Origin of the sequence: Streptomyces sp. CB02056 (assembly GCF_001905545.1) — a bacterium.
GTDB lineage: Bacteria > Actinomycetota > Actinomycetes > Streptomycetales > Streptomycetaceae > Kitasatospora.
The window spans coordinates 1-20249 of sequence record NZ_LIPD01000019.1 but is presented as its reverse complement, the minus strand read 5'-3'; the positions used below and the strand labels follow the sequence as shown (position 1 = coordinate 20249).

Sequence of the window (20249 nt, the reverse complement as noted above, 5' to 3'; positions counted from 1 at the left end):
AGCGGACGAGCGGCAGGCGTTCGTCCGATCATGACCGACGACGCCGCTCCTGAGATCCTCCGCTACGCCGCCTTCGCCACCCGCCCCGAGGGCGGCAACCCGGCCGGCGTGGTGCTCGACGCCACCGGGCTGACCGACGAGCGGATGCTCGCCGTCGCCGCCGAGATCGGGTACTCCGAGACCGCCTTCCTGACCGCCGGCCCGGCCGAAGGGGCCTACCGCGTACGGTACTTCAGCCCGCTCGCCGAGGTGCCGTTCTGCGGGCACGCGACGGTCGGCGCCGCCGTCGCCCTCGCCGAGCACGTCGGCCCCGGGCGGTACGTCTTCGTGACCGCGGCCGGGGACGTCCCGGTCGGGGTCGAGCGCGGGGCCGACGGGCTGCTGCGCGCCACCCTCACCAGCGTCGAGCCGAAGGTCGAGGAGGTGCCGGCGGCCGACGTCGCGGAGGCGCTCGCCCTGCTCGGCTGGTCCGCCGCCGACCTCGACCCGGCCCTGCCGCCCCGCGTCGCCTACGCGGGCGCCCGCCACCTCGTCCTGCCGGTCGCCACCCGCGAGCGGCTGGCCCGGCTCGACTACGACTTCGACGGCCTCGCCGCCCACATGCGCGCCCGCGACCTGACCACCCTGCAGCTCGCCTGGCGGGAGGCCCCCGAGGTCTTCCACGTCCGCGACCCGTTCCCGGTCGGCGGCGTGGTCGAGGACCCGGCCACCGGTGCCGCCGCGGCCGCCTTCGGTGCCTACCTGCGGGAGCTCGGCGCGGTGACGGCCCCGGCGGTGCTCACCCTGCACCAGGGCGAGGACCTGGGCCGCCCGGGCGTCCTGCGGGTCGAACTGCGGGCCGAGGACACGCGGGTGCGGGTCTCCGGCACGGCGGTGGCGATCCGATAGGGCCTGTTCAGGGCCTCAGGGCGGGGGCTGCGGCAGGACCAGCCCGGCATCGCACCGCCCGAGCCGCTCCCAGACCACCTCGTCGATCGACAGCCGCGCGTAGCCCCGCCGGACGAGGCCCATCGCATACGTGGTCTTGCCCGCCCCGGGCAGACCGCACATCAGCACCACCGTGCCCGATCGCCGTGTCACCGGCCCAGGTTAGCCCCGGGTGGGGCGGCTCCGCCCCGCTCCGGGCGGGCGGAAATTCGTTCGCGCCGAGCCGCTCCGGTGGGCGAAGCTGCTCCGATGCAGCGAGCGAGCAACCGGACCGTGACGGTCGATCTCACCTACGGCGACGAGCACTTCGGGCAGTTGGGCCCGTTCGAGGTGGAGGTCGGCTGGTGGTCCTCGGTGGACGGGGTGGTCGCGCGGGCGACCGAGGCGGCCGGGGTGCCGGTGCTGGTGGCTCGCCTGGTCGAAGGCCGGAGCGAGGACCCGGGCCACGGCGGGCGGGTCCGCTACCACGCCGAGGCGCTGCGCCGGCCGACCGCCCTCACGGCCGGTGCCCCGGACGACGGGACGGCAGCGCTGCTCGGCCCCGCCGAGCGCCGCGCCGCCTGGGCCACGCCCGACGGCCTGCGGGAGGCGCTGGACTGGGCGGAGGCACGGCTCGCCGCCGTCGGCCGTCCGTCGGCCGGGCCCGCGCGGCAGATCCGGACCTGGAACCTCTCCGGCCTGTTCCGCCTCCCCACCGCCACCGGCGCCGACGCCTGGCTGAAGACCACGACGCCCGCGTTCAACGCCCACGAGGGCGAGGTCATCGCGCTGCTCGGCGGCGCGGACCGCGGGCTCGTGCCGACCGTCCTCGCCGCCGACCCCTCCGCCGGCCGGCTGCTGCTCGACCACGTCCCCGGCGAGGACTGCTGGAGCCCCTCCGCCGGGACGGTGGCCGACGTCGTCCCCCGCCTCGTCGCCGCCCAGGCCGCGCTCGCCGACCGCCCGGCCGACCTGGCCGCCCTGCGCGACCGCACCCCGCGCGCCCTGGCGGCCCAGCTGGCGGCCCTGTCGGACCGGTTCGCCGGGGAGACCGACCTGACGCCCGAGGAGCTGGACCGGCTGGCCGCGTTCGCCGCCGACCTGCCCGGGCTGCTGGACCGGCTCGCCGACTGCGGCCTGCCGGAGACGCTGCTGCACGGCGACTTCCACCCCGGCAACTGGCGCTCCGACGGCGCCGGCACGGTGGTCGTCGACTACGCCGACTCCTGCCTCGGCCACCCCGCCCTGGACGGGCTGCGCCCGCGTGCCTACCTCGGCGAGGAGGCCTGGCAGCACCACGTCCGGGTCTGGACGGAGGCCTGGCAGCGCCACGCCGCCGGCTCCGACCCGGGGCGCGCCCTCGAACTCGCCGAGCCGCTCTACCACCTGTCCTACGCCCTGCGGTACCAGGAGTTCCTGGACCACATCGAGCAGAGCGAACGCCCCTACCACGAGGGCGACCCGGCCGCCGAGCTGCGCGCCCTGTTGGCCTGCGGAGCGGCCGGTCGGCCCGCGTAGACTGCCGAGGTGGAACGACCGACGCCGGCCCCCGGAGCCTCCGGGACTCCCGTCCTGCCCGAGCTGCCGCTGCAGGAGCTGGAGTGCTTCGCGGTCCTCGTCCACCAGTTGCACTTCGGGCGGACGGCGGAGCGCCTCGGCGTCTCGCAGGGGCGGGTCTCCCAGCTGATCAAGCGCCTGGAGAGCAGGGTCGGCGCACCGGTGTTCCAACGGACCAGCCGCCGGGTCGAGTTGACCGAGCTGGGGCGGGCGCTGGCCGAGCAGGTGGTGCCCGCCTTCGAGCGGCTCCGGGAGGGCTACGACGCGGCCCGGGCCGCCGCGGCCACCGCGCGGCCGCTGCGGCTGGGCTTCCAGTGCGCGGTGTACGAGCCGGTCGCCCGGGTGCTCGCGCGCCTGCCGGAGGGCACGGTGCAGCTGGTCGAACTGCCGTGGGCGGACCCGTTCTCGCACCTCGCCCGGGGCGAGGTGGACCTGGCGATCGTGCTCGCCCCGTGCCGGGAGCCGGGACTGGACGTGCTGATGGAGTTCTCCCGCCAGCCGGTGTACCTGGCGGTCTCCGCCGAGCGGCGCCTCGGCGGGGCGGACGGCGCGGACGGGGTGGGCGCGGAGGAGCTGGCCGGGGTTCCGCTGATCGAGCCGCGCGGCCCGGCGCCCGAGTACTGGCGGTGGGCGCAGGCACCCCGGCGGACGCCGGGCGGGCGGGAGCTGGCCTACCCGGCGGGTGCGGTCACCATCCAGGAGGGCCTGTCGATGGTGGCTGGCACCCGTCAGGGGCTGCTGCTGTGCGAGCGCAGCACGGCGTACGTCCGGCGGCCGGACATCCGCTTCCTGCCGGTGCCCGGGCTGGAGCCGACGGCGCTGGAGGTGGTCCAGCACGAGCGGCGGCCGCACCGGCTGGCGGCCGGGTTCGTCGAGCTGCTGGCTGGGCTCCTCGACTGAGCCCGCGGGGAATCAGACGGGCCGGTCGGGCCGCGGGCCGGGTCGGTGATCGGGCCGGGCCGGTGATCGGGCCGCCGTCAGGGCCGCCGGTCGTCGGGCCGGGAGAGCAGGGCGATCAGCAGTCCGACGGCCGCCAGCCCGGCCGCGGTGAGCAGGACGGCGCGGTTCCCGGCCCGGTCGACGACCAGTCCGCCGGCGAAGGAGCCGAGCGCGATGCCCGCGTTGAACACGCCCGCCCAGACCGCCGCCGAGGCCTCGATCCGGGCCGGGTCGGCGGTGCGGACCCAGGCCTGGGTGGAGACCGACACCCCGCCGTACGAGGCGCCCCAGACGACCAGGACGAGCAGGACGGTGACGACGCCGCCGGTGTACGCGAGCAGGGCGGCGGCCAGGGCGACCCCGGCCAGGGCGAGGGCGACGGCGGTCTTCGGGCGGCGCCCGGACAGCGGGCCGAGGGTGAAGTTCCCGGCGACGCCCGCGAGTCCGTACACCAGCAGGCAGGCGGCGATCACGCCGCTGCTCAGGCCCGCGTCGGCTTCGAGGACCGGGCGGATGTAGGTGTAGCCGGCGAAGTGTCCGAGCACGACGAAGGCGGTGATCGCGATCCCGGCGGCGACGCCCCGGTGGCGCAGGGCGCCGGCCAGTCCGCCGAGCCGTCCGCGCTCGTGCACGGGCAGCGCGGGCAGGGTGGCGGCGAGGACGGCGGCGGAGGCGGCGCCGAGCAGGGCGAGCGCCCAGAACGCGGCGCGCCAGTCGAGCAGCGCGGCCAGGTAGGTGCCCAGCGGGACGCCGAGGACCGAGGCGATGGAGACGCCGGAGAAGATCAGCGTCATGGTGAGCGCGAGGCGCGGGCCGTCGGCGAGGCGCGGACCGACGCTCGTGGCGAGGCCCCAGACGATGCCCATGGCGGCGCCGAGCAGGACGCGGCCGACGGCCAGCACCGCGAAGTCCGGCGCCAGCGCGGTGACCGCGTCGGCCAGGCCGAGCAGCAGCATGAAGGCGACCAGGACGGTCCGGCGGTCGCGCGCGCCGACGAGCAGCGGGGCGAAGGGGGAGAGGGCGGCGGCGATTAGGCCGGTGATGGTGAGGGAGAGGCCGGTGACCCCGTCGGTGACCCCGAGGCTGTGGGACATCGGGGTGAGCAGGCCGACCGGCATCATCTCGGAGGACACCACGGTGAAGGTGGCGAGTGCGACGGCGAGGACCGGGGGCCAGCGGTGCGCGGTGGGTGGGGCGGCTGGTGGGGCGGGGGCTTCGGCGTTTGTCATAGGGCCAGCCCACCAGCGGGCGGAGGGGCCGAACAAGATCGATAAGCTCATCGACCCATGAGCCCGGCTAATCGGTTGACAGTGCCGGGAAGGCCCGGCGGCTTCGGGAAGCGCGCCGGCGGCGCCCGCCGCGAACGACCGCGGTCGGGCGCCACCGGCGCCGGGTCACTCCGCCGGAGCGATCCGGTAGCCGCCGCGCGCCGAGTGGAGGCTGAGCGCCTCGACCGGGCAGTAGTCCACGGCCTCGCTCAGCCCGTCCGTCAACTCAGCGCCGCCGTCCGCGTACCCGGCCAGCGGCGCGGCCAGTCCGTCGGCGCCGAGGGCCAGCGAGTCGGGGGCGCTGAGGGCGCACATCCCGGAGCCGATGCAGCGGTCCCGGTCGACCCGGACGAGCACCGGATCGGTGTCCGCGCGGCCCGTCACCAGACCACCCGCAGGGAGTTCGGGCTGCGGGTGAGCAGGCCGCGCCGCCAGTCGATCCGCTCGACCGGGTCGGCCAGCCGCAGCGCGGGCAGCCGGCGGGCCAGCCGGTGCAGGGCGAGTTCCAGCTCCATCCGGGCCAGCCAGGCGCCCAGGCAGTGGTGCGGTCCGGCGCCGAAGGTGAGGGTGGGAGCGGCCAGCGGGGAGAACAGCTCGGTGCGCAGGTCCCCGGTGAAGATCTCCGGGTCGTGGTTGGCGGCGGCCGCGTCGGCGGCGACCACGCTGCCGGCCGGGATGACCACGCCGCCGATCTCGACGTCCTCGACGGTGCGGCGCATCAGCCCGGGCAGGTGCTCCTGGGGGTCGCCGAGCGGGACGGCGCGCAGCAGCTGCTCGGTCGCGGCGACGGCGCTGGCCTCGTCGGAGGCGAGCCGCTGCCAGGCCTCGCGGTCGTCCTGGAGCAGGTAGACCAGGGCGTTGCCGAGGCTGGTCATGGTGGTCTCGTGGCCGGCCACGACCAGGCCGATGACCAGCGCGACCAGCTGGCCCTCGGTGATCGAGCCGTCCTCGGCGGCGGCCGCGAGCAGGCCGCTGACCAGGTCCTCGCCGGGGGCGGCCCGGCGCTGGGCGATCACCTCGGAGCCGAAGGCGGCGAACTCGGTCATCGCGGTGGCGATCGCCTCGGCGCTGTAGGCGGTGGCGGAGAGCGCGTGGTCGCTCCAGTGCGCGAGCCGCTTGCTGTCCAGGTTGTCCAGGTTCATCAGCCGGCTGATCACCGCGACCGGCAGCGGGCGGGAGTAGCCCGCGATGATGTCGGCGGGGGAGCCGTGGTCGATCAGCTCGTCGATCAGCGACTCGACGGCCGAGGCCACCCACGGCCGCCAGCGCTCGATCGCGCGCGGGGTGAAGGCCCGCTGCACGGTGCGGCGCAGCCGCTGGTGCTCGGTGCCGTCGATGTTCAGCATGCTCTGGGGATCGTCCAGGATGTTGGGCGTGACCGTGACCGGCGGGGCGTCCGGCGCGTAGAGCGGGGCGCGGCCCAGCCGCGGGTCGGTCAGCACCTGGCGCACGTCGGCGTGCCGGCTGACCAGCCAGACCGGCGTGCCGGTGGGCAGCGCGGCGAGGCGGGGCGGGCCGGGTTCGAGCCGGCGCATGCAGTGCAGCGGGGGGAGCGGGGCGGTGCCGGCGCTGGTCGCACTGTTCTCGGTGGACATCCGTACTCCAGACTCCAGGACGGTGGGCCGCGGGGCGCGACCCGACGGGGGGTGAATCCGGGGATGGTGCGGGGGACGGGTGATGCGGCCGGCTGGCGGCTCGACACGGGCCGGGGTTCGGTCGGGCTCCTACGGGGGGAATTGCGGGGGTCTGGCGCGAAATGTGCGGCGGCGCACGGTCGGTACGCATCCGGCGCGGCCGGCGCAGGGTCACGCGCCGACGGGTGGGGCGGGTGTGCTGAGCGTGGTCGCTTGGACCGTCTCAGCTACGACCGTACGTGGCTGGCGGGGCGCCCGTCTGCGGCACTTCCAGCCAACGCCGGTGCTTTCCGGGCACTTCGAGGCGCACGGACGGGCGCTCAGTGCCACCTGTGCGCCCCCACCGCCACGGCCGCGCCGGACTGTCGCCGGGCCCCCGGCGGATACCCGGCCGGCACGTGCCACCGGAGAGGTCGTGAGCCGCTTCCACGCCGGCGGACAGGCCGTCGGCGGGTGGGGCGGGTCCCTAGCACACCGTGCCGCGGAGGATCGCCCCGGGCGCTCCGCCGGTGGGCGGCCGGGTGGGCGATACGCTTCGTGGGCAGTTCGTCTTGCAGTCGTTTGTCGCAGGTCAGACCGGTGCAGAGCCGCACCGGCAGACGGAGGTGGAATCGGATGCCCCAGCAGGTCAAGGCAGTCATCGCGCGCGCCAAGGGCGCGCCCGTGGAGGTGGCCACGATCGTGGTGCCGGACCCTGGCCCGGGTGAGGCGGTGGTCCGGATCCAGGCGTGCGGCGTCTGCCACACCGACCTCCACTACCGGGAGGGCGGCATCAACGACGAGTTCCCGTTCCTGCTCGGCCACGAGGCCGCGGGCATCGTGGAGTCGGTCGGCGAGGGCGTCACCGAGGTCGAGCCCGGTGACTTCGTGGTCCTCAACTGGCGCGCGGTGTGCGGCCAGTGTCGCGCGTGCAAGCGGGGCCGCCCGCAGTACTGCTTCAACACCCACAACGCCAAGCAGCGGATGACGCTGCTGGACGGCACCGAGCTGTCCCCGGCGCTGGGCATCGGCGCGTTCGCCGAGAAGACCCTGGTCGCGGCCGGCCAGTGCACCAAGGTGGACCCGGCGGCCGAGCCGGCTGTCGCGGGCCTGCTGGGCTGCGGCGTGATGGCGGGCCTCGGCGCCGCGATCAACACCGGCAACGTCGGCCGGGGCGACTCGGTCGCGGTCATCGGCTGCGGCGGCGTCGGCGGCGCGGCCGTGATGGGCTCCCGGCTGGCGGGCGCGGCGAAGATCATCGCCGTCGACATCGACGACCGCAAGCTGGAGACCGCCCGCAAGCTGGGCGCCACCCACACCGTCAACTCCCGCACCACCGACGCGGTCGAGGCGATCCGCGAGCTGACCGGCGGCAACGGCGCGGACGTGGTGGTCGAGGCGGTCGGCCGCCCGGAGACGTACAAGCAGGCCTTCTACGCCCGCGACCTGGCCGGCACCGTCGTCCTGGTCGGTGTGCCGACCCCGGAGATGACGCTGGAGCTGCCGCTGCTCGACGTCTTCGGCCGCGGCGGCGCGCTGAAGTCCTCCTGGTACGGCGACTGCCTGCCCTCGCGGGACTTCCCGATGCTCGTCGACCTCTACCTCCAGGGCCGCCTGGACCTCGGCGCCTTCGTCACCGAGACCATCGGGCTGGACGCCGTGGAGCAGGCCTTCGAGCGCATGCACCAGGGCGACGTCCTCCGTTCGGTGGTGATCCTGTGACCGCGCGGATCGACCGGCTGGTGACCGCCGGGACCTTCGAACTCGACGGCGGCAGCTGGGAGGTGGAGAACAACGTCTGGATCGTCGGGAACGACGAGGAGGCGGTGGTGATCGACGCCGCGCACGACGCCGAGGCCATCGAGGCCGCGCTCGGCGGGCGCCGGCTGCTGGCGATCGTCTCCACCCACGCGCACAACGACCACATCGACGCGGCCCCGGCCCTCGCCGACCGCACCGGTGCGCCGATCCTGCTGCACCCGGACGACCTGCCGCTGTGGAAGCTCATCCACCCCGAGCGGCTGCCGGACGGCGAACTGGCCGACGGCCAGCGGATCGAGGTGGCGGGCACCGAGCTGACGGTGCTGCACACCCCGGGCCACGCGCCGGGCGCGGTCTGCCTGTACGCGCCCGCGCTGGGCACCGTCTTCACCGGCGACACCCTGTTCCAGGGCGGTCCCGGTGCCACCGGCCGGTCGTTCTCGCACTTCCCGACGATCGTCGACTCGATCCGCGAGCGGCTGCTGACGCTCCCGGCCGAGACCGTGGTGCGCACCGGCCACGGCGACCCGACCACCATCGGCGCCGAGGCCCCGGCCCTGCCGGAGTGGATCGCGCGCGGGCACTGACGCCGCTGCCCGCACGGCCCCCGGGGAACGACCGTTCCCCGGGGCCCGTACGATCGCGGGCATGGCCCACGACCCGCGCGACCTCGACGAATCCTTCCTCGCCTTCTGGCGGGAACGGCACATCTCCACGCTGACCACCACCCGCCCGGACGGCACGCCGCACGTGGTGCCGGTCGGTGTGACGTACCAGCCGGAGACGGGGACCGCCCGGGTGATCACCAGCCGCACCAGCCGCAAGGCCCGCAACGTCGCCGAGGCCGGGCCCGAGGGCCTGCGCGTCGCGGTCTGCCAGGTCGCAGGGGCCCGCTGGTCGACGCTGGAGGGCGTGGCGGTCGTCCGCGAGGAGCCCGAGCAGGTCGCCGAGGCGGAGCGCCGGTACGCCGAGCGCTACCGCGAGCCGCGGGTCAACCCGGACCGGGTGGTCATCGAGATCGCCGTCGACCGCGTCCTCGGGCGGGCCTGAGCGCGCCGGCCGGGAGGAACGGGCCCGGGCCGGCCGCTGCTCCGGAGGACGGGCCCGAGCGCGCCTGCTCCGGAGCGGGCCCGAGCGTGTCCGCTCCGGAGGGCGGCCCGGGCGCCGCTGTTCCGGAAGCGGAACTCCGGCTTCTGGTACCGGTGTTGCCGCCGTTGCCGGACGGGCGACGGCGGTGTCCCGTCGTCCTCAGCACGGGAAGTGCCCCATACGGTGAGGGAATCGTCACTGTCGGTGACGTGAATGTGACATTAAAGATTCCGAACTTGCCTCTGCTACTTCTTCCACGGCGGCGCATTGGTGTGATCTGATTGGCGGTGCACGGTCAATGCGAGGCGATGGGGGAGTACTGCACCCGCCTCGGCAGCTCGGGGGAACGACACCGGGTGCGCGATTCCGCCGCACCTGAATGTGAGCACTCGGGAGGGGGGAATGGATCGGTGTGCGGGTGTGCCGGACGGCAGCCCGACGTTCTCCGGTCGGAGCTACGGTACCGGTAGTCCGCACGTGCGGCCAGGGGTGGCCTGACGGTCCCGGGTAGCGGCTCGTCGACGCCTTTTCGGGCGTTGCGGAGCCGGCCTCTTGGGCTGCCCATTCACTGCCGCCGGTGGCGGAGAACAGCGACACCCCGCCGAACCGTCCTGATGTCGGCCCTTGAACCGGGCCGCGCGAATTCCCTGGCGACCCGGCACGACGACCCCCCGCGGGTCGATGACCGTGTTCTCGGGTCAGAGGTTCTGATCACGATTCAACTTGCCCCGGGGTGACCACGGAACCACGCCGTGGCGCTCCGTCATGAGGAAGGTGCATCGAGTCATGTCTTCTGCAAGCACCGCGCCACAAGAACTGGAATGGACCGTCGAGGAGGGCAAGCCGGCGACCCTGGTCGTCCCTCGATTCGAAGGCGCCGAAGCGGCCTGCGCGTGGCTGAACGCGCTCCTGCCCGACCTCCGTACCGCGCTTCAAAGGTACGGCGCGCTGTACCTGCGCGGCCTCCCGGTCGCCTCCGTCGAGGACTTCGCGCTCGTCCGGGACGTCCTCATCCCGCAGCGGACGCCCTACCGGGAGAAGGCGACGCCGCGCAGCAGCTTCGGCAACGACGTCTACTCGTCCACCGACCTGCCGCCGGCCCAGTCGATCCGGATGCACAACGAGAACAGCTACACCCTGACTTTCCCCGGGCTCCTGATGTTCGCCTGCCTCATCGCCCCCGAGGAAGGCGGGGCGACGCCGGTGGCGGATTGCCGGGAGGTCCTGCGGCACCTGCCCGCCCCCCTGGTCGAGCGCATTCGCTCCCACGGCTGGACCCTGCACCGGAGCTACTCCGAACACATCTCCGTGAGCTGGGAAAAGGCATTCGCGACCGAGCGCCGCGAGGACGTCGAGCAGTACTGCGCGGAGAACCTGATCTCCTGCCGCTGGGACGGCGAGGGAAATCTGAAAACGGTGCAGCGGCGGCCCGGTATCGTCCGGCACCCGGCCACCGATGAGGAGGTCTGGTTCAACCACATGGCCTTCTGGAATTCCTGGTCATTGGACGAGGAACTCCGCGAGACGCTCCTGGACGAATTCGGCGCGGACGGCCTGCCGTTCGAAACCGGCGTGGCCGACGGGAAGCCCCTGACCCGGGACGAGCTCGAGCTCATCAACACCGCCTACGCCGAGGCCACGGTGCGTCAGGCCTGGCAACCGGGCGACGTCATGCTCGTCGACAACGTGCTCACGGCGCACGGCCGCGACCCGTTCCGGGGCGACCGGAAGATCGTCGTCGCGATGGGCAACCCCGTCGAGCTCGACGACTGCCGGCCCACCGTGGCGGCCTCGGCGGAGACCGGCGGTGCCGCGTGAGCATCACCGAGGAGCCCCTGGCCCCGGCGGCCCGGACCGCACCCGTCGACCCGATGGTCCGCTTCCGGCGGGCGGTCGAATCGACCCCGGACCGGATGGCCGTACGCGGGACCGACCGCACCCTGACCTTCTCCGAACTCGACCAGGACGTACGGCAGTTGGCCGGGCGGCTGGCCGAGCGCGGGCTCGGCCGCGGCGCCCGGGTCGGCGTCAGCATGCACCGCGGCGCGGACCTCGTCGTCGCCCTGCTCGCCGTGTGGCGGATCGGCGCCGCCTACGTGCCGCTGGACCCGGCCTACCCGCAGGAGCGCCTCACCCACATGGTGACGAGCGCCGGCCTGCGGACCGTCCTGGCGGAGCCCGGCAACGGTCCCGCCTGGCCCGCCGGAGTCGACGTCCTCACCCTCGCGGACGCCCTCGCCGCGCCGACCGCGGACACGCCGGCGGCACAGGCCGCCCCGGCCGACCCGGCGTACGTGATCTTCACCTCCGGCTCGACCGGGACGCCCAAGGGCGTCGAGGCCACCCGGGGCGGCGTGGCCGCGCTCGCCGCGGACCTCGAGGACGCCGGCTTCTACGCCGACCGGCCGCGCGTGGTGGCCTGGAACGCGAGCATCTCCTTCGACGCCTCCGTCCAGCAGTGGGCCCGGATCTGCCGGGGCGACAGCATCGTGGTGATCGGCGAGAACGAGCGCACCGACCCGGCCGTGCTGCGCGCCCTGCTCGACGAGCACGCCGTCGACGACCTGGACCTGACGCCCTCGCACTGGGAGGTGCTGCGCGAGGCCCTCCTCGCCCCCACCGCCGACGGCCGCGTGCTGCGGCTGTTCATGGGCGGCGAGCCGGTGCCGGCCGAGGTCTGGCGGGAACTGGGCGAGGCCCGCGCCGCCGGGACGGTCGAGGCGATCAACCTGTACGGCCCCACCGAGTGCACGGTGGACGCCACCGCGGGCTGGATCACCGGCGAGGGCCCGCACATCGGCCTCCCGCTGCCCGGGTTCACCGCCCACGTGCTCGACGAGCACCTGCGCGCCGCGCCCGTCGGCGAGCCGGGCGAGCTCTACCTGGCCGGGCCCTCCGTGACCACCGGCTACGTCGGCCGGCCCGCGCTGACCGCGCAGCGGTTCGTCGCCGACCCGACCGGCACCGGCCGCCGGATGTACCGCACCGGCGACCGGGTGCGGCTGCGCCCGGACGGCGCCATCGACTACCTCGGCCGGGTCGACCGGCAGATCAAGATCCGCGGCTACCGGGTGGAACTGGGCGAGATCGAGGCCGCGCTCGCCGCGCACCCGGGGGTCAGGACCGCCGCCGTCGTCCTGCACGGCACCGCGACCGCCGGCGACCAGCTGGCCGGGTACGTCGTCCCGGAGGGCGGGAGCGCCCCGCACACCCGGGAGCTCCAGGAGCACCTGGGCGGCCTGCTGCCGTCGTTCATGGTCCCGTCGGCCTTCGTCACGCTGGAGGCCATGCCGCTGAGCGTGAACGGCAAGGTGGACCACCGGGCCCTGCCCGCCGTGGACGAGGCCCTGTGGGCCGACGGCGGACAGGAGGCGGGGGACGAGCCGCAGGGCGAGCTCGAGACCCTGATCGCCGGCGTGTGGTCCGAGGTGCTCGGCCGGCCGCGGATCAGTCCCACCGACAACTTCTTCTCGCTGGGCGGCCACTCGCTCATCGCACTGCGCGTCATCGGCCGGCTGAAGAAGCAGTTCGGCATCACCGTGTCCACGAAGGAGGTCTACCAGCACCCCGAACTGCGCGGGCTGGCGGCCTTCGTGGAGTCCCGTCGGACGGAGGGCAAGTGAACACCGCACAGGACACCACCGTCATCAGCATCCGGCGCCCGGAGGGAGCCGCGCTGACGCTGATCTGCCTGGGCTTCTGCGGCGGCGGGACGGCCTCCTACCACCTGTGGGGCGACGCCGTCCCGGCCGACATCGCCCTGTCGGCGATCTGCTACCCGGGCCGGGAGGGCAGGTTCCTGGAGGACTTCGCCACCGACTGGGAGGAGCTGGCCCAGGACGCCACCGCGGCCGTGCTCTCCGCCGTCGACGGCCCGTACGTGCTCTTCGGGCACAGCATGGGCGGCTGGATGGCCTTCGACGTCGCCGCGCGGATCGAGAGCAGCGGCGGGCCGCTGCCGCTGAACCTGGTCGTCTCCTCGGCCAACGCGCCCGCCCGCGGGCTGACGCCCCGCGACATGTTCCCGTCCCAGCAGGACGACGACGACGGCCTGCTGCTCTGGATGAAGACCCACGGCCTGATGCCGGCGCACGTCCTGGAGGACCCAGAACTCCAGGAGATGGCCGTCGAGTTGATGCGCGCCGACATCCGGGTCCGGGACACCTTCCGGTACACCGAGGGCGCCACCGTCAGCATGCCGGTGCAGATGCTCTCGGGCGCCGACGACGACGTCATCGAGGCCAACGCGGGCGAGCAGTGGCGCGCGCTGGCCCTGGGCGAGTACCGCCACGACGTCCTTCCCGGCGGGCACTTCTACACCCCGGAGGTCTGGAAGACCCTGCCCTCCAGGATCGCCGCCCTCGACCCGAGCGAGAGGAGCCGGCGGTGAGCACCGACGCCACCCTCGACGTGATCGTCAGCGGCACCGAGTCGGACTCCCACACCTGGAACCTCGTCTTCCTCCAGCTCCAACTGGAGGACTGGGGACACCGGGTGCGCAACCTCGGCCCGTGCCTGCCGGGCGCGGAACTGGCGGCGGAGTGCCGGCGCGAGGCCCCCGACCTCATCGTGCTCAGCAGCGTCAACGGCCACGGCGAGAGCGACGGGCTGTCCGCCGTCGCGGAGCTGCGCGCCGTCCCGGAGCTCGCCGACACGCCGATCGTCATCGGCGGGAAGCTCGGCACCGGCCGGCAGTTGCAGGCCGGGGCGGGCGGCGGGGGCGGCGAGTCCATGACGCGCCGGCTGCTGGACGCCGGGTTCTCCGCGGTCTTCCACGAGTCGGCCGGACTGCCGGAGTTCGAGCGGTACGTCTCCGCCCTCGGCGCCGTGAAGGCGGGGCGGACCGGCCGCGTCCTGGAGGAGCTCCGCGCCGCCCCCACGCCATGAACGACGCGCCGGCCAACGCGTTCGCCGACTTCGTCCGACGGTCGCACGCCCGGGGCAACCTGGTGGTGCAGCCGCGGATGGGCTTCGGCGACCCGCTGGCCATGCGGGAGGGGCTGGTCGCCGTCAAGGCGGCCAACGCCACCACGGTCGGCACGATCACCCTCGACAGCTACACCCGGCTCGGCAAGCTCGCCGACGCCCGGCGGGCCGTCGACGGTGGCGGCGACCTCAACGGGTACCCGATCAGGACCCACCCCCCGGCGACCAACCGGGGGGTGCTGGAAGGCGTGCGCGAGCGCGACTTCCCGGTCCAGGTGCGGCACGGCTCGGCCAGCCCCTACGGCATCATCGCCGCCTCGCTGGAAGCGGGGCTCGACACCACCGAAGGCGGCCCGGTCTCCTACTGCCTGCCGTACGGCCGCCTGCCGCTGCGCGAGGCGGTGCGGAACTGGGAACGGTCCTGCGAGCTGATGGTCCGGGCCCGCGACGGCGAGGTCGAACCGCACGTCGAGACCTTCGGCGGCTGCATGCTCGGCCAGCTCTGCCCGCCCAGCCTGCTGGTGGCGATCAGCGTCCTGGAAGGCGTGTTCTTCCGCCAGCACGGACTGCGCAGCATCTCGCTGAGCTACGCGCAGCAGACCAACGCCGAGCAGGACCGGGAGGCGGTGCTGGCCCTGCGCCGGCTCGCCGACGCGCTGCTGCCGGACGTCGACCGCCACATCGTGATCTACAACTACATGGGGGTCTACCCCGGCACCCGCTCCGGTGCCCTGCTGCTGCTCGAGCAGGCCGCCGAGCTGGCGGTCCGCACCGGGGCGGAGCGGCTCATCGTCAAGACGGCGGCCGAGGCGCACCGCATCCCCACCGTCCGGGAGAACGTCGAGGCCCTGGAGATCGCGGCGCTCGCCGCGCAGAACGCGGGCGGATCGGCGCCGGCCGACACCGGGGCGGGCAGCGAGGTCCTGGACGAGGCGACCGCGCTCGTGGACACCGTCCTCGGCCTGAACACGGACGTGGGCGCCGCCCTGGTGGAGGCGTTCGCCCGGGGGCTGCTGGACGTCCCGTACTGCCTGCACCCGGACAACGCCGGGCGGGCCAGGAGCTACATCGAGTCCGACGGGCGGCTGCGCTGGTCGCACACCGGCGCCCTGCCCGTCCGGCCGTCCGGGCGATCCGCCGGCGACCGCTCGATGAGCGCCTCGGACCTGCTCCGGGCCCTGTCCCACGTCGCGCGGTCGTTCGACGAGCGCGCCGCCACCACGCTGGACCGGCTCCCCGGGATCCCCGGCTGAACCCCCTGCCACAACCGCAGAACCAGAGACCGCAGGACCAGAGAACCGAAGGAAGAGACCCCTTGACCAGCGAGTTCGAGTCTGCACGGCCCGGTGCACTGCCGGACCACCTCAAGAACCCCGTGACCCGGTCCGTGCTGCGGATCCAGAACCAGATCGTCCAGGCGGGCCGCGAACTACTCCTCGGCGAGGGGTTCGTGGAGCTGCTGCCGCCGATCATCGGACCGGTGACGGACCCGGGCGGCCGGGGCGCCAAGCAGGTGGACGTCGACTTCTACGGCCACCGCTACAAGCTGATGACCAGCGCGATCCTCTACAAGCAGGCGTCGCTGCTCGCCTTCGACAAGGTGTTCTACGTCGCGCCGAACGTCCGGCTCGAACCCCTGGAGACCGCGAACATCGGCCGCCACCTGGCGGAGTTCCACCAGTTCGACGTGGAGATCGCCGGCGCCACCCAGCAGGACGCGATGGGGGTGGCGCAGTCCATCGTGACCGCGGCGGTCGAGCGCGTGGTGCGGACGCTGGGCGACGACCTGGACGCCCTGGGCCGCGACGCGGACGCCTTCACCCCGCTGCTCACCCGCGACACCCCCTTCGAGCGGATCAGCCACGGCGAGGCGATGGCCGAGCTGGCACGGCTGGGCCACGAGCAGAACCACGACGCGGAGATCGACTGGCAGGGCGAGGGCCTGCTCTCGCACAAGTCCGACGCGCCGTTCTTCATCGTCGACTACCCCAAGGGCTCACGCGGCTTCTACGACCGCGAGGACCCGCAGCGCCCGGAGGTCCTGCGCAACTTCGACCTCATCGCCCCCGAGGGCTTCGGCGAACTGATCAGCGGCAGCGAGCGGGAGTTCGACTACGCGCGGATCATCGCCCGGATGCGGGAGAGCGGCGAGAACCCGGCCAAGTACGAGTGGTACCTGAAGATGGTCCGCGAGGGCATCCCGGGCAGCGCCGGCTTCGGGATCGGCATCGAGCGGCTCACCCGCTACGTCGCCGGGCTGGACGCGGTCTGGCAGGCCACCCCGTTCCCGAAGGTCCCCGGGGTGGTCTCGCCGTGAGTGGGGTGCTGAGCGCCCCGGGGTTCCCGGAGGCCGCGATCCGGTCCCGGGCCAGGGAGGGCGCCGCCCGCGCGTTCCCCTCGACGGACGGCTACGGCCTGACGCTGTTCGGCGCCGGCGGCACGGGCGGCGAGCCGCGGACGGCGGCGCCCCGCGGCGGGGACGCGCTGGACGCGATGCGCCTGGTCCCGCCGGTCTTCGTGCCCCAGCGGCTGGAGAAGCTCACCGACCTGGCCCGCGAACCGCTCTACGGCGACGTCGAACTCGCCACCGACATCGGCGGGTTCCGCTCGGCGCTGCCGGTGTACGTGTCGGCCTTCGGCTCCACCCAGGTCGCCTCCTCCGGACTGGGCCTGGCGGCCAGCCGCCAGGCCGGACGCCTGGGCATCCCGCTGGTCATCGGCGAGAACGTGGTGCCGACCAACGGCTTCGCCGGCGCCTCCGGCAGCGGTTCCGCTGACGCCTCCGCCGACACCGGCGACAGCATGCTCGCCCGGCTGCGCGCCTACGAGCAGGAACTCCCGGACGACATGGGCGGGTTGGCGTTCCAGCAGAGCACCGAGGACGCGGACGCCGAGGTGTGGAACCAGATCTACAGCGCCCCGGCCGCGAAGGCGCTGCTGGAGTCCGGCCGCCTGGCCTTCGAACTCAAGGTGGGGCAGGGCGCCAAGCCCGGGCTCGGCGGGATGACGGTGCTGAAGCGCGAGGTGGCGGCGCAGCTGGCGGATCGGTACAGCACCGACGAGAGCGTCTTCGCCGACGGGCAGGGCGAGGACGACCGGGTACTGCGGTCCAGCAGCCCGGGCACGTTCACGGCGGAGATCCTGCGCCAGCAGATCCGGTTCATGCGCAACAACTATCCGCGCGCGCGGATCTGGGTGAAGCTCCCGCCCGGGCGCGACATCCACGAGGCGGCGGTCGTGGCCTGGGCGAGCGGCGCGGACTCGGTGACCGTGGACGGCGCCGAGGGCGGCAGCGGCTGGGCGCCCAGCAGCTTCCTCGACCAGGTGGGCCTGCCGCTGGGCGAGTGCCTGCGCCGGCTGGGGCCGCCGTCCCGGTCGCACTGCCTGCTGGCCTCGGGCCGGATGTGGGAGGGCGCCCGGGCCGCGAAGGCCCTGGCGCTCGGCGCCCGCGCCGTCGGGCTGGGCCGGGCGGCGCTGCTCGCGGCGGACGAGGACCCGCAGGACGGGATCGCCCGGCTGGTCGCCTGCCTCGCCTTCGAACTACGGCTGCTGATCAGCGCGTTGGGCAAGTACACGCCCGCCGCCCTGGACCCGGAGGACGTCTGGCTCCCGGAAACGGCCGGGCCGTACCTCCACCCGTAGGACACGGGGCGCCGCCCCTTCGCTTGCGTGAACGTCCGATCCGTTTATCCCGCACGTCCTGTGCATTCCGTACCTTCCGTACAGAAGGAGAACCGCTGTGACGAACCCGTTCGAGGACGCCGAGGGCCGCTACCTGGTCCTGGTCAACGACCAGAACCAGCACTCCCTGTGGCCGAACGTGCTCGCGGTCCCGGCCGGCTGGACCACGGCCTTCGGCGAGAACGACCGCCAGGCCTGCCTCGAGTACATCGAGCAGCACTGGACCGACCTGGCGCCGCGCCCGACGACGGTCGGCTGACCCGCGGTCCCGGATCCCTTTTCCTCCATTCCGTTCGCACACCCGCGTGCGGCCCCGGCCAGGTGACGAGGCACCCGGCCGGGGCGGCCGGTCACGCGCATCGATCACCGCCGGATAGGCACCAGAGGGAGATGTCATGGCTCAGCAGATGGAACCGACGACCGGGCAGAAGGACACGGCCGAGGGCGGTCGCGCTCCCGAGTCGGCGCAGGAACAGCTCCTGTGCGGCCTCTTCGCCGAGGTCCTCGGGCTGCCGTCGGTGGGAGTCGATGACAACTTCTTCGCCCTGGGCGGCCATTCGGTCATCGCGACCCGGCTGATCAGCCGCATCCGCAGCACGCTCGGCGCGGAGCTCGGCATCCGGGACCTGTTCCGGAACCCGACCGTGGCCCGGGTGGCGGAGAAGCTGAAGGAGGGGCGTCCGGCGCGTCCGGCGCTGGTGGCGGGGGAGCGTCCGGAGGTGCTGCCGCTGTCGTTCGCGCAGCAGCGGCTGTGGTTCCTCGACCAGTTGGAGGGCGCTTCCGCGACGTACAACAGCCCGTTCGTGTTCCGCCTGCACGGGGCGGTGGACGTCGAGGCGCTGAGCGGGGCGATCGGTGACGTGGTCGGGCGGCACGAGGCGCTGCGGACGGTCTATCCGGCGGTCGACGGGCAGCCCCGCCAGGTGGTGCTGCCCGCGGGGGACGTCGAGGTGCCGTTCAGGGCCGAGCCGTGCACGGCGGAGGAGCTGGCGGAGCGGATCTCCGCCGAGGCCCTCGCCGCGTTCAACCTGTCCACCGGGCTGCCGTTGCGGGTGGTGCTGTTCACGGTCGCCGAGGGTGAGTCGGTGCTGGTGGTGACCTTGCACCACATCGCGAGTGACGGTTGGTCGATGGAGCCGTTGTGGGAGGGGGTGGCGTCGGCGTATCGGTCCCGCCTGGCGGGGGTTGCTCCGGAGTGGTCGCCGTTGCCGGTGCAGTACGCGGATTACACGTTGTGGCAGCAGGGCCTGTTGGGCGGGGTCCTGGATCAGCAACTCGCCTACTGGTCAGGGGTGTTGCGGGATGCGCCGCAGGAGGTGGCGCTGCCGTTGGATCGGCCTCGGTCGGGGGTGGCTTCGCGTGCGGGTGGTCTGGTGGAGTTCGGGCTGGACGCGGAGCTGCACGCGGAGTTGGAGGGGTTGGCGCGTCGGCACGGCGTGACGCTGTTCATGGTGCTGCACGCGGGCCTGGCGGCTCTGTTGTCGCGCCTGGGCGCGGGGACGGACATTCCGATCGGCACGGTGGTGGCGGGGCGTTCGGACGAGGCCTTGGACGAGCTGGTCGGGTTCTTCGTGAACACGCTGGTGTTGCGGACGGATGTGTCGGGTGCGCCGACCTTCGGTGAGTTGCTGGGCCGGGTCCGGGATACGGATCTGGCGGCGTTCACCCACCAGGATCTGCCGTTCGAGCGGCTGGTGGAGGAGCTGAACCCCGTCCGCTCGGCGTCGGTCCATCCGTTGTTCCAGGTGATGCTGGTCCTGCAGAACAACAGCGAGTGCAGTCTCCAACTCCCCGGCCTGGTCGTGGAGCCGGAGTGCTCTGTCGCTGCCCCGGCCCGGTTCGACCTCAACCTGAGCTTCTCCGAGCACCACGACGCCGCCAACAGGCCGGCCGGCATCCGGGCCGAACTGCGCTACGCCGCCGACCTCTTCGACCACGGCACCGTCACCACCTTCGCGGAGCGCCTGCGCCGGGTGCTGGCCGCGATGGTCGCGGATCCGGACGGGTCGGTGGGGTCGGTTGAGGTGTTGGTGGGTGGCGAGCGTGAGTTGGTCGTGTCGGGGTGGGGTGGTGGTGGGGGTCCGGTGCCGGCGGGGACGGTGTCGGGGTTGTTCGGGGAGCAGGTGGTGCGGGCTCCGGGTGCGGTGGCGGTGGTGGATGGTGATCGCCGGTTGTCGTACGGGGAGTTGGATGTTCTGTCGGATCGGATGGCCGCGCGGTTGGTGGAGTCCGGTCTGGTGCGGGGTGGGTTGGTGGGGGTCTGCCTGGGGCGTGGTGCGGATCTCGTGGTGGCGTTGTTGGGTGTGTTGAAGGCGGGTGGTGGTTACACGCTGTTGGATCCGGAGTTCCCGCGGGAGCGGTCGGCGTTGGTGGTGGCCGAGGCGGGTGTGGGTCTGGTGGTGTCGAGTTCGGGGCTTCGGGGGTCGGTGGAGGGGCTCGCGGAGTGTGTGGTGTGGGTGGATGAGGAGTGGGAGCCGGCGGCGGGTGTCGGGGTGGTGCCGTCGGTGGT

Annotated in this window: 19 protein-coding genes; 15 read left to right on the top strand and 4 right to left on the bottom strand. The window is 73.7% G+C overall.

Going from position 1 to position 20249, the window contains the following annotated elements; genetic code table 11:
• The first annotated feature begins 30 nt into the window (after positions 1-30).
• Entirely contained in the window at positions 31-888 is an 858-nt protein-coding gene (locus AMK13_RS35710) for a PhzF family phenazine biosynthesis protein (protein ID WP_049660217.1), read from the top strand.
• A 15-nt stretch (positions 889-903) separates the two neighbouring features.
• Here the strand turns inward: AMK13_RS35710 and AMK13_RS35705 are convergent, their stop codons facing one another.
• Complete coding sequence (locus tag AMK13_RS35705) at positions 904-1080, bottom strand: AAA family ATPase (protein ID WP_234348702.1); 177 nt, start codon at positions 1078-1080, stop codon at positions 904-906.
• A 96-nt stretch (positions 1081-1176) separates the two neighbouring features.
• Between AMK13_RS35705 and AMK13_RS35700 the strand changes: the two genes are divergently transcribed.
• Together AMK13_RS35700 and AMK13_RS35695 are read left to right on the top strand one after the other, a co-directional pair.
• Positions 1177-2424 (top strand): aminoglycoside phosphotransferase family protein, encoded by a 1248-nt coding sequence (locus tag AMK13_RS35700; protein ID WP_074005730.1) that lies wholly within the window; start codon positions 1177-1179, stop codon positions 2422-2424.
• Between the two features lie 9 nt (positions 2425-2433).
• Entirely contained in the window at positions 2434-3363 is a 930-nt protein-coding gene (locus tag AMK13_RS35695; RefSeq protein ID WP_107418952.1) for a LysR family transcriptional regulator, read from the top strand.
• 77 nt (positions 3364-3440) lie between these two features.
• Here the strand turns inward: AMK13_RS35695 and AMK13_RS35690 are convergent, their stop codons facing one another.
• The 3 genes from AMK13_RS35690 to AMK13_RS35680 all read right to left on the bottom strand — a co-directional run bounded on the left by AMK13_RS35690 (position 3441) and on the right by AMK13_RS35680 (position 6265).
• Positions 3441-4631: an MFS transporter gene (locus AMK13_RS35690; protein WP_074005729.1), complete on the bottom strand. Its 1191-nt coding sequence runs from the start codon at positions 4629-4631 to the stop codon at positions 3441-3443.
• Between the two features lie 165 nt (positions 4632-4796).
• Positions 4797-5054, bottom strand: coding sequence for a ferredoxin (locus AMK13_RS35685; protein ID WP_074005728.1), 258 nt, complete (start codon positions 5052-5054; stop codon positions 4797-4799).
• Positions 5051-6265 carry a cytochrome P450 gene (locus tag AMK13_RS35680; protein ID WP_049652220.1) on the bottom strand — a complete coding sequence of 405 codons (1215 nt, stop codon included), beginning with the start codon at positions 6263-6265 and terminating at the stop codon, positions 5051-5053. The genes AMK13_RS35685 and AMK13_RS35680 overlap by 4 nt, the downstream gene beginning before the upstream one ends.
• A 654-nt stretch (positions 6266-6919) precedes the next feature.
• Between AMK13_RS35680 and AMK13_RS35675 the strand changes: the two genes are divergently transcribed.
• From AMK13_RS35675 to AMK13_RS35620, 12 genes are all read left to right on the top strand, one after another.
• Entirely contained in the window at positions 6920-8005 is a 1086-nt protein-coding gene (locus tag AMK13_RS35675) for an S-(hydroxymethyl)mycothiol dehydrogenase (RefSeq protein ID WP_074005727.1), read from the top strand.
• Complete coding sequence (locus AMK13_RS35670) at positions 8002-8631, top strand: MBL fold metallo-hydrolase (protein WP_074005726.1); 630 nt, start codon at positions 8002-8004, stop codon at positions 8629-8631. Before AMK13_RS35675 ends, AMK13_RS35670 begins: the two co-directional genes overlap by 4 nt.
• Positions 8632-8692: 61 nt before the next feature.
• Entirely contained in the window at positions 8693-9094 is a 402-nt protein-coding gene (locus AMK13_RS35665; protein WP_049652217.1) for a pyridoxamine 5'-phosphate oxidase family protein, read from the top strand.
• 825 nt (positions 9095-9919) lie between these two features.
• The gene (locus AMK13_RS35660) at positions 9920-10951 is read left to right on the top strand and encodes a TauD/TfdA family dioxygenase (protein WP_074005725.1); all 1032 of its coding nucleotides are present in this window, start codon (positions 9920-9922) and stop codon (positions 10949-10951) included.
• On the top strand, positions 10948-12756 hold the full coding sequence (locus tag AMK13_RS35655; RefSeq protein WP_074005724.1) for a non-ribosomal peptide synthetase: 1809 nt from the start codon (positions 10948-10950) through the stop codon (positions 12754-12756). Before AMK13_RS35660 ends, AMK13_RS35655 begins: the two co-directional genes overlap by 4 nt.
• Entirely contained in the window at positions 12753-13523 is a 771-nt protein-coding gene (locus AMK13_RS35650; protein ID WP_074005723.1) for a thioesterase II family protein, read from the top strand. Before AMK13_RS35655 ends, AMK13_RS35650 begins: the two co-directional genes overlap by 4 nt.
• Positions 13520-14020 (top strand): cobalamin B12-binding domain-containing protein, encoded by a 501-nt coding sequence (locus AMK13_RS35645; RefSeq protein WP_074005722.1) that lies wholly within the window; start codon positions 13520-13522, stop codon positions 14018-14020. Before AMK13_RS35650 ends, AMK13_RS35645 begins: the two co-directional genes overlap by 4 nt.
• Entirely contained in the window at positions 14017-15312 is a 1296-nt protein-coding gene (locus AMK13_RS35640; RefSeq protein ID WP_074005721.1) for a methylaspartate mutase, read from the top strand. The genes AMK13_RS35645 and AMK13_RS35640 overlap by 4 nt, the downstream gene beginning before the upstream one ends.
• A gap of 62 nt (positions 15313-15374) precedes the next feature.
• Positions 15375-16376: an asparagine synthetase A gene (locus AMK13_RS35635; protein WP_074005720.1), complete on the top strand. Its 1002-nt coding sequence runs from the start codon at positions 15375-15377 to the stop codon at positions 16374-16376.
• Positions 16373-17701 carry a glutamate synthase-related protein gene (locus AMK13_RS35630; protein ID WP_074005719.1) on the top strand — a complete coding sequence of 443 codons (1329 nt, stop codon included), beginning with the start codon at positions 16373-16375 and terminating at the stop codon, positions 17699-17701. The genes AMK13_RS35635 and AMK13_RS35630 overlap by 4 nt, the downstream gene beginning before the upstream one ends.
• A gap of 97 nt (positions 17702-17798) precedes the next feature.
• Complete coding sequence (locus AMK13_RS35625; RefSeq protein ID WP_049652209.1) at positions 17799-17999, top strand: MbtH family protein; 201 nt, start codon at positions 17799-17801, stop codon at positions 17997-17999.
• Positions 18000-18135: 136 nt separating this feature from the next.
• A partial coding sequence (locus tag AMK13_RS35620; RefSeq protein ID WP_143204712.1) for a condensation domain-containing protein occupies positions 18136-20249 on the top strand: 2114 nt, incomplete at its 3' end.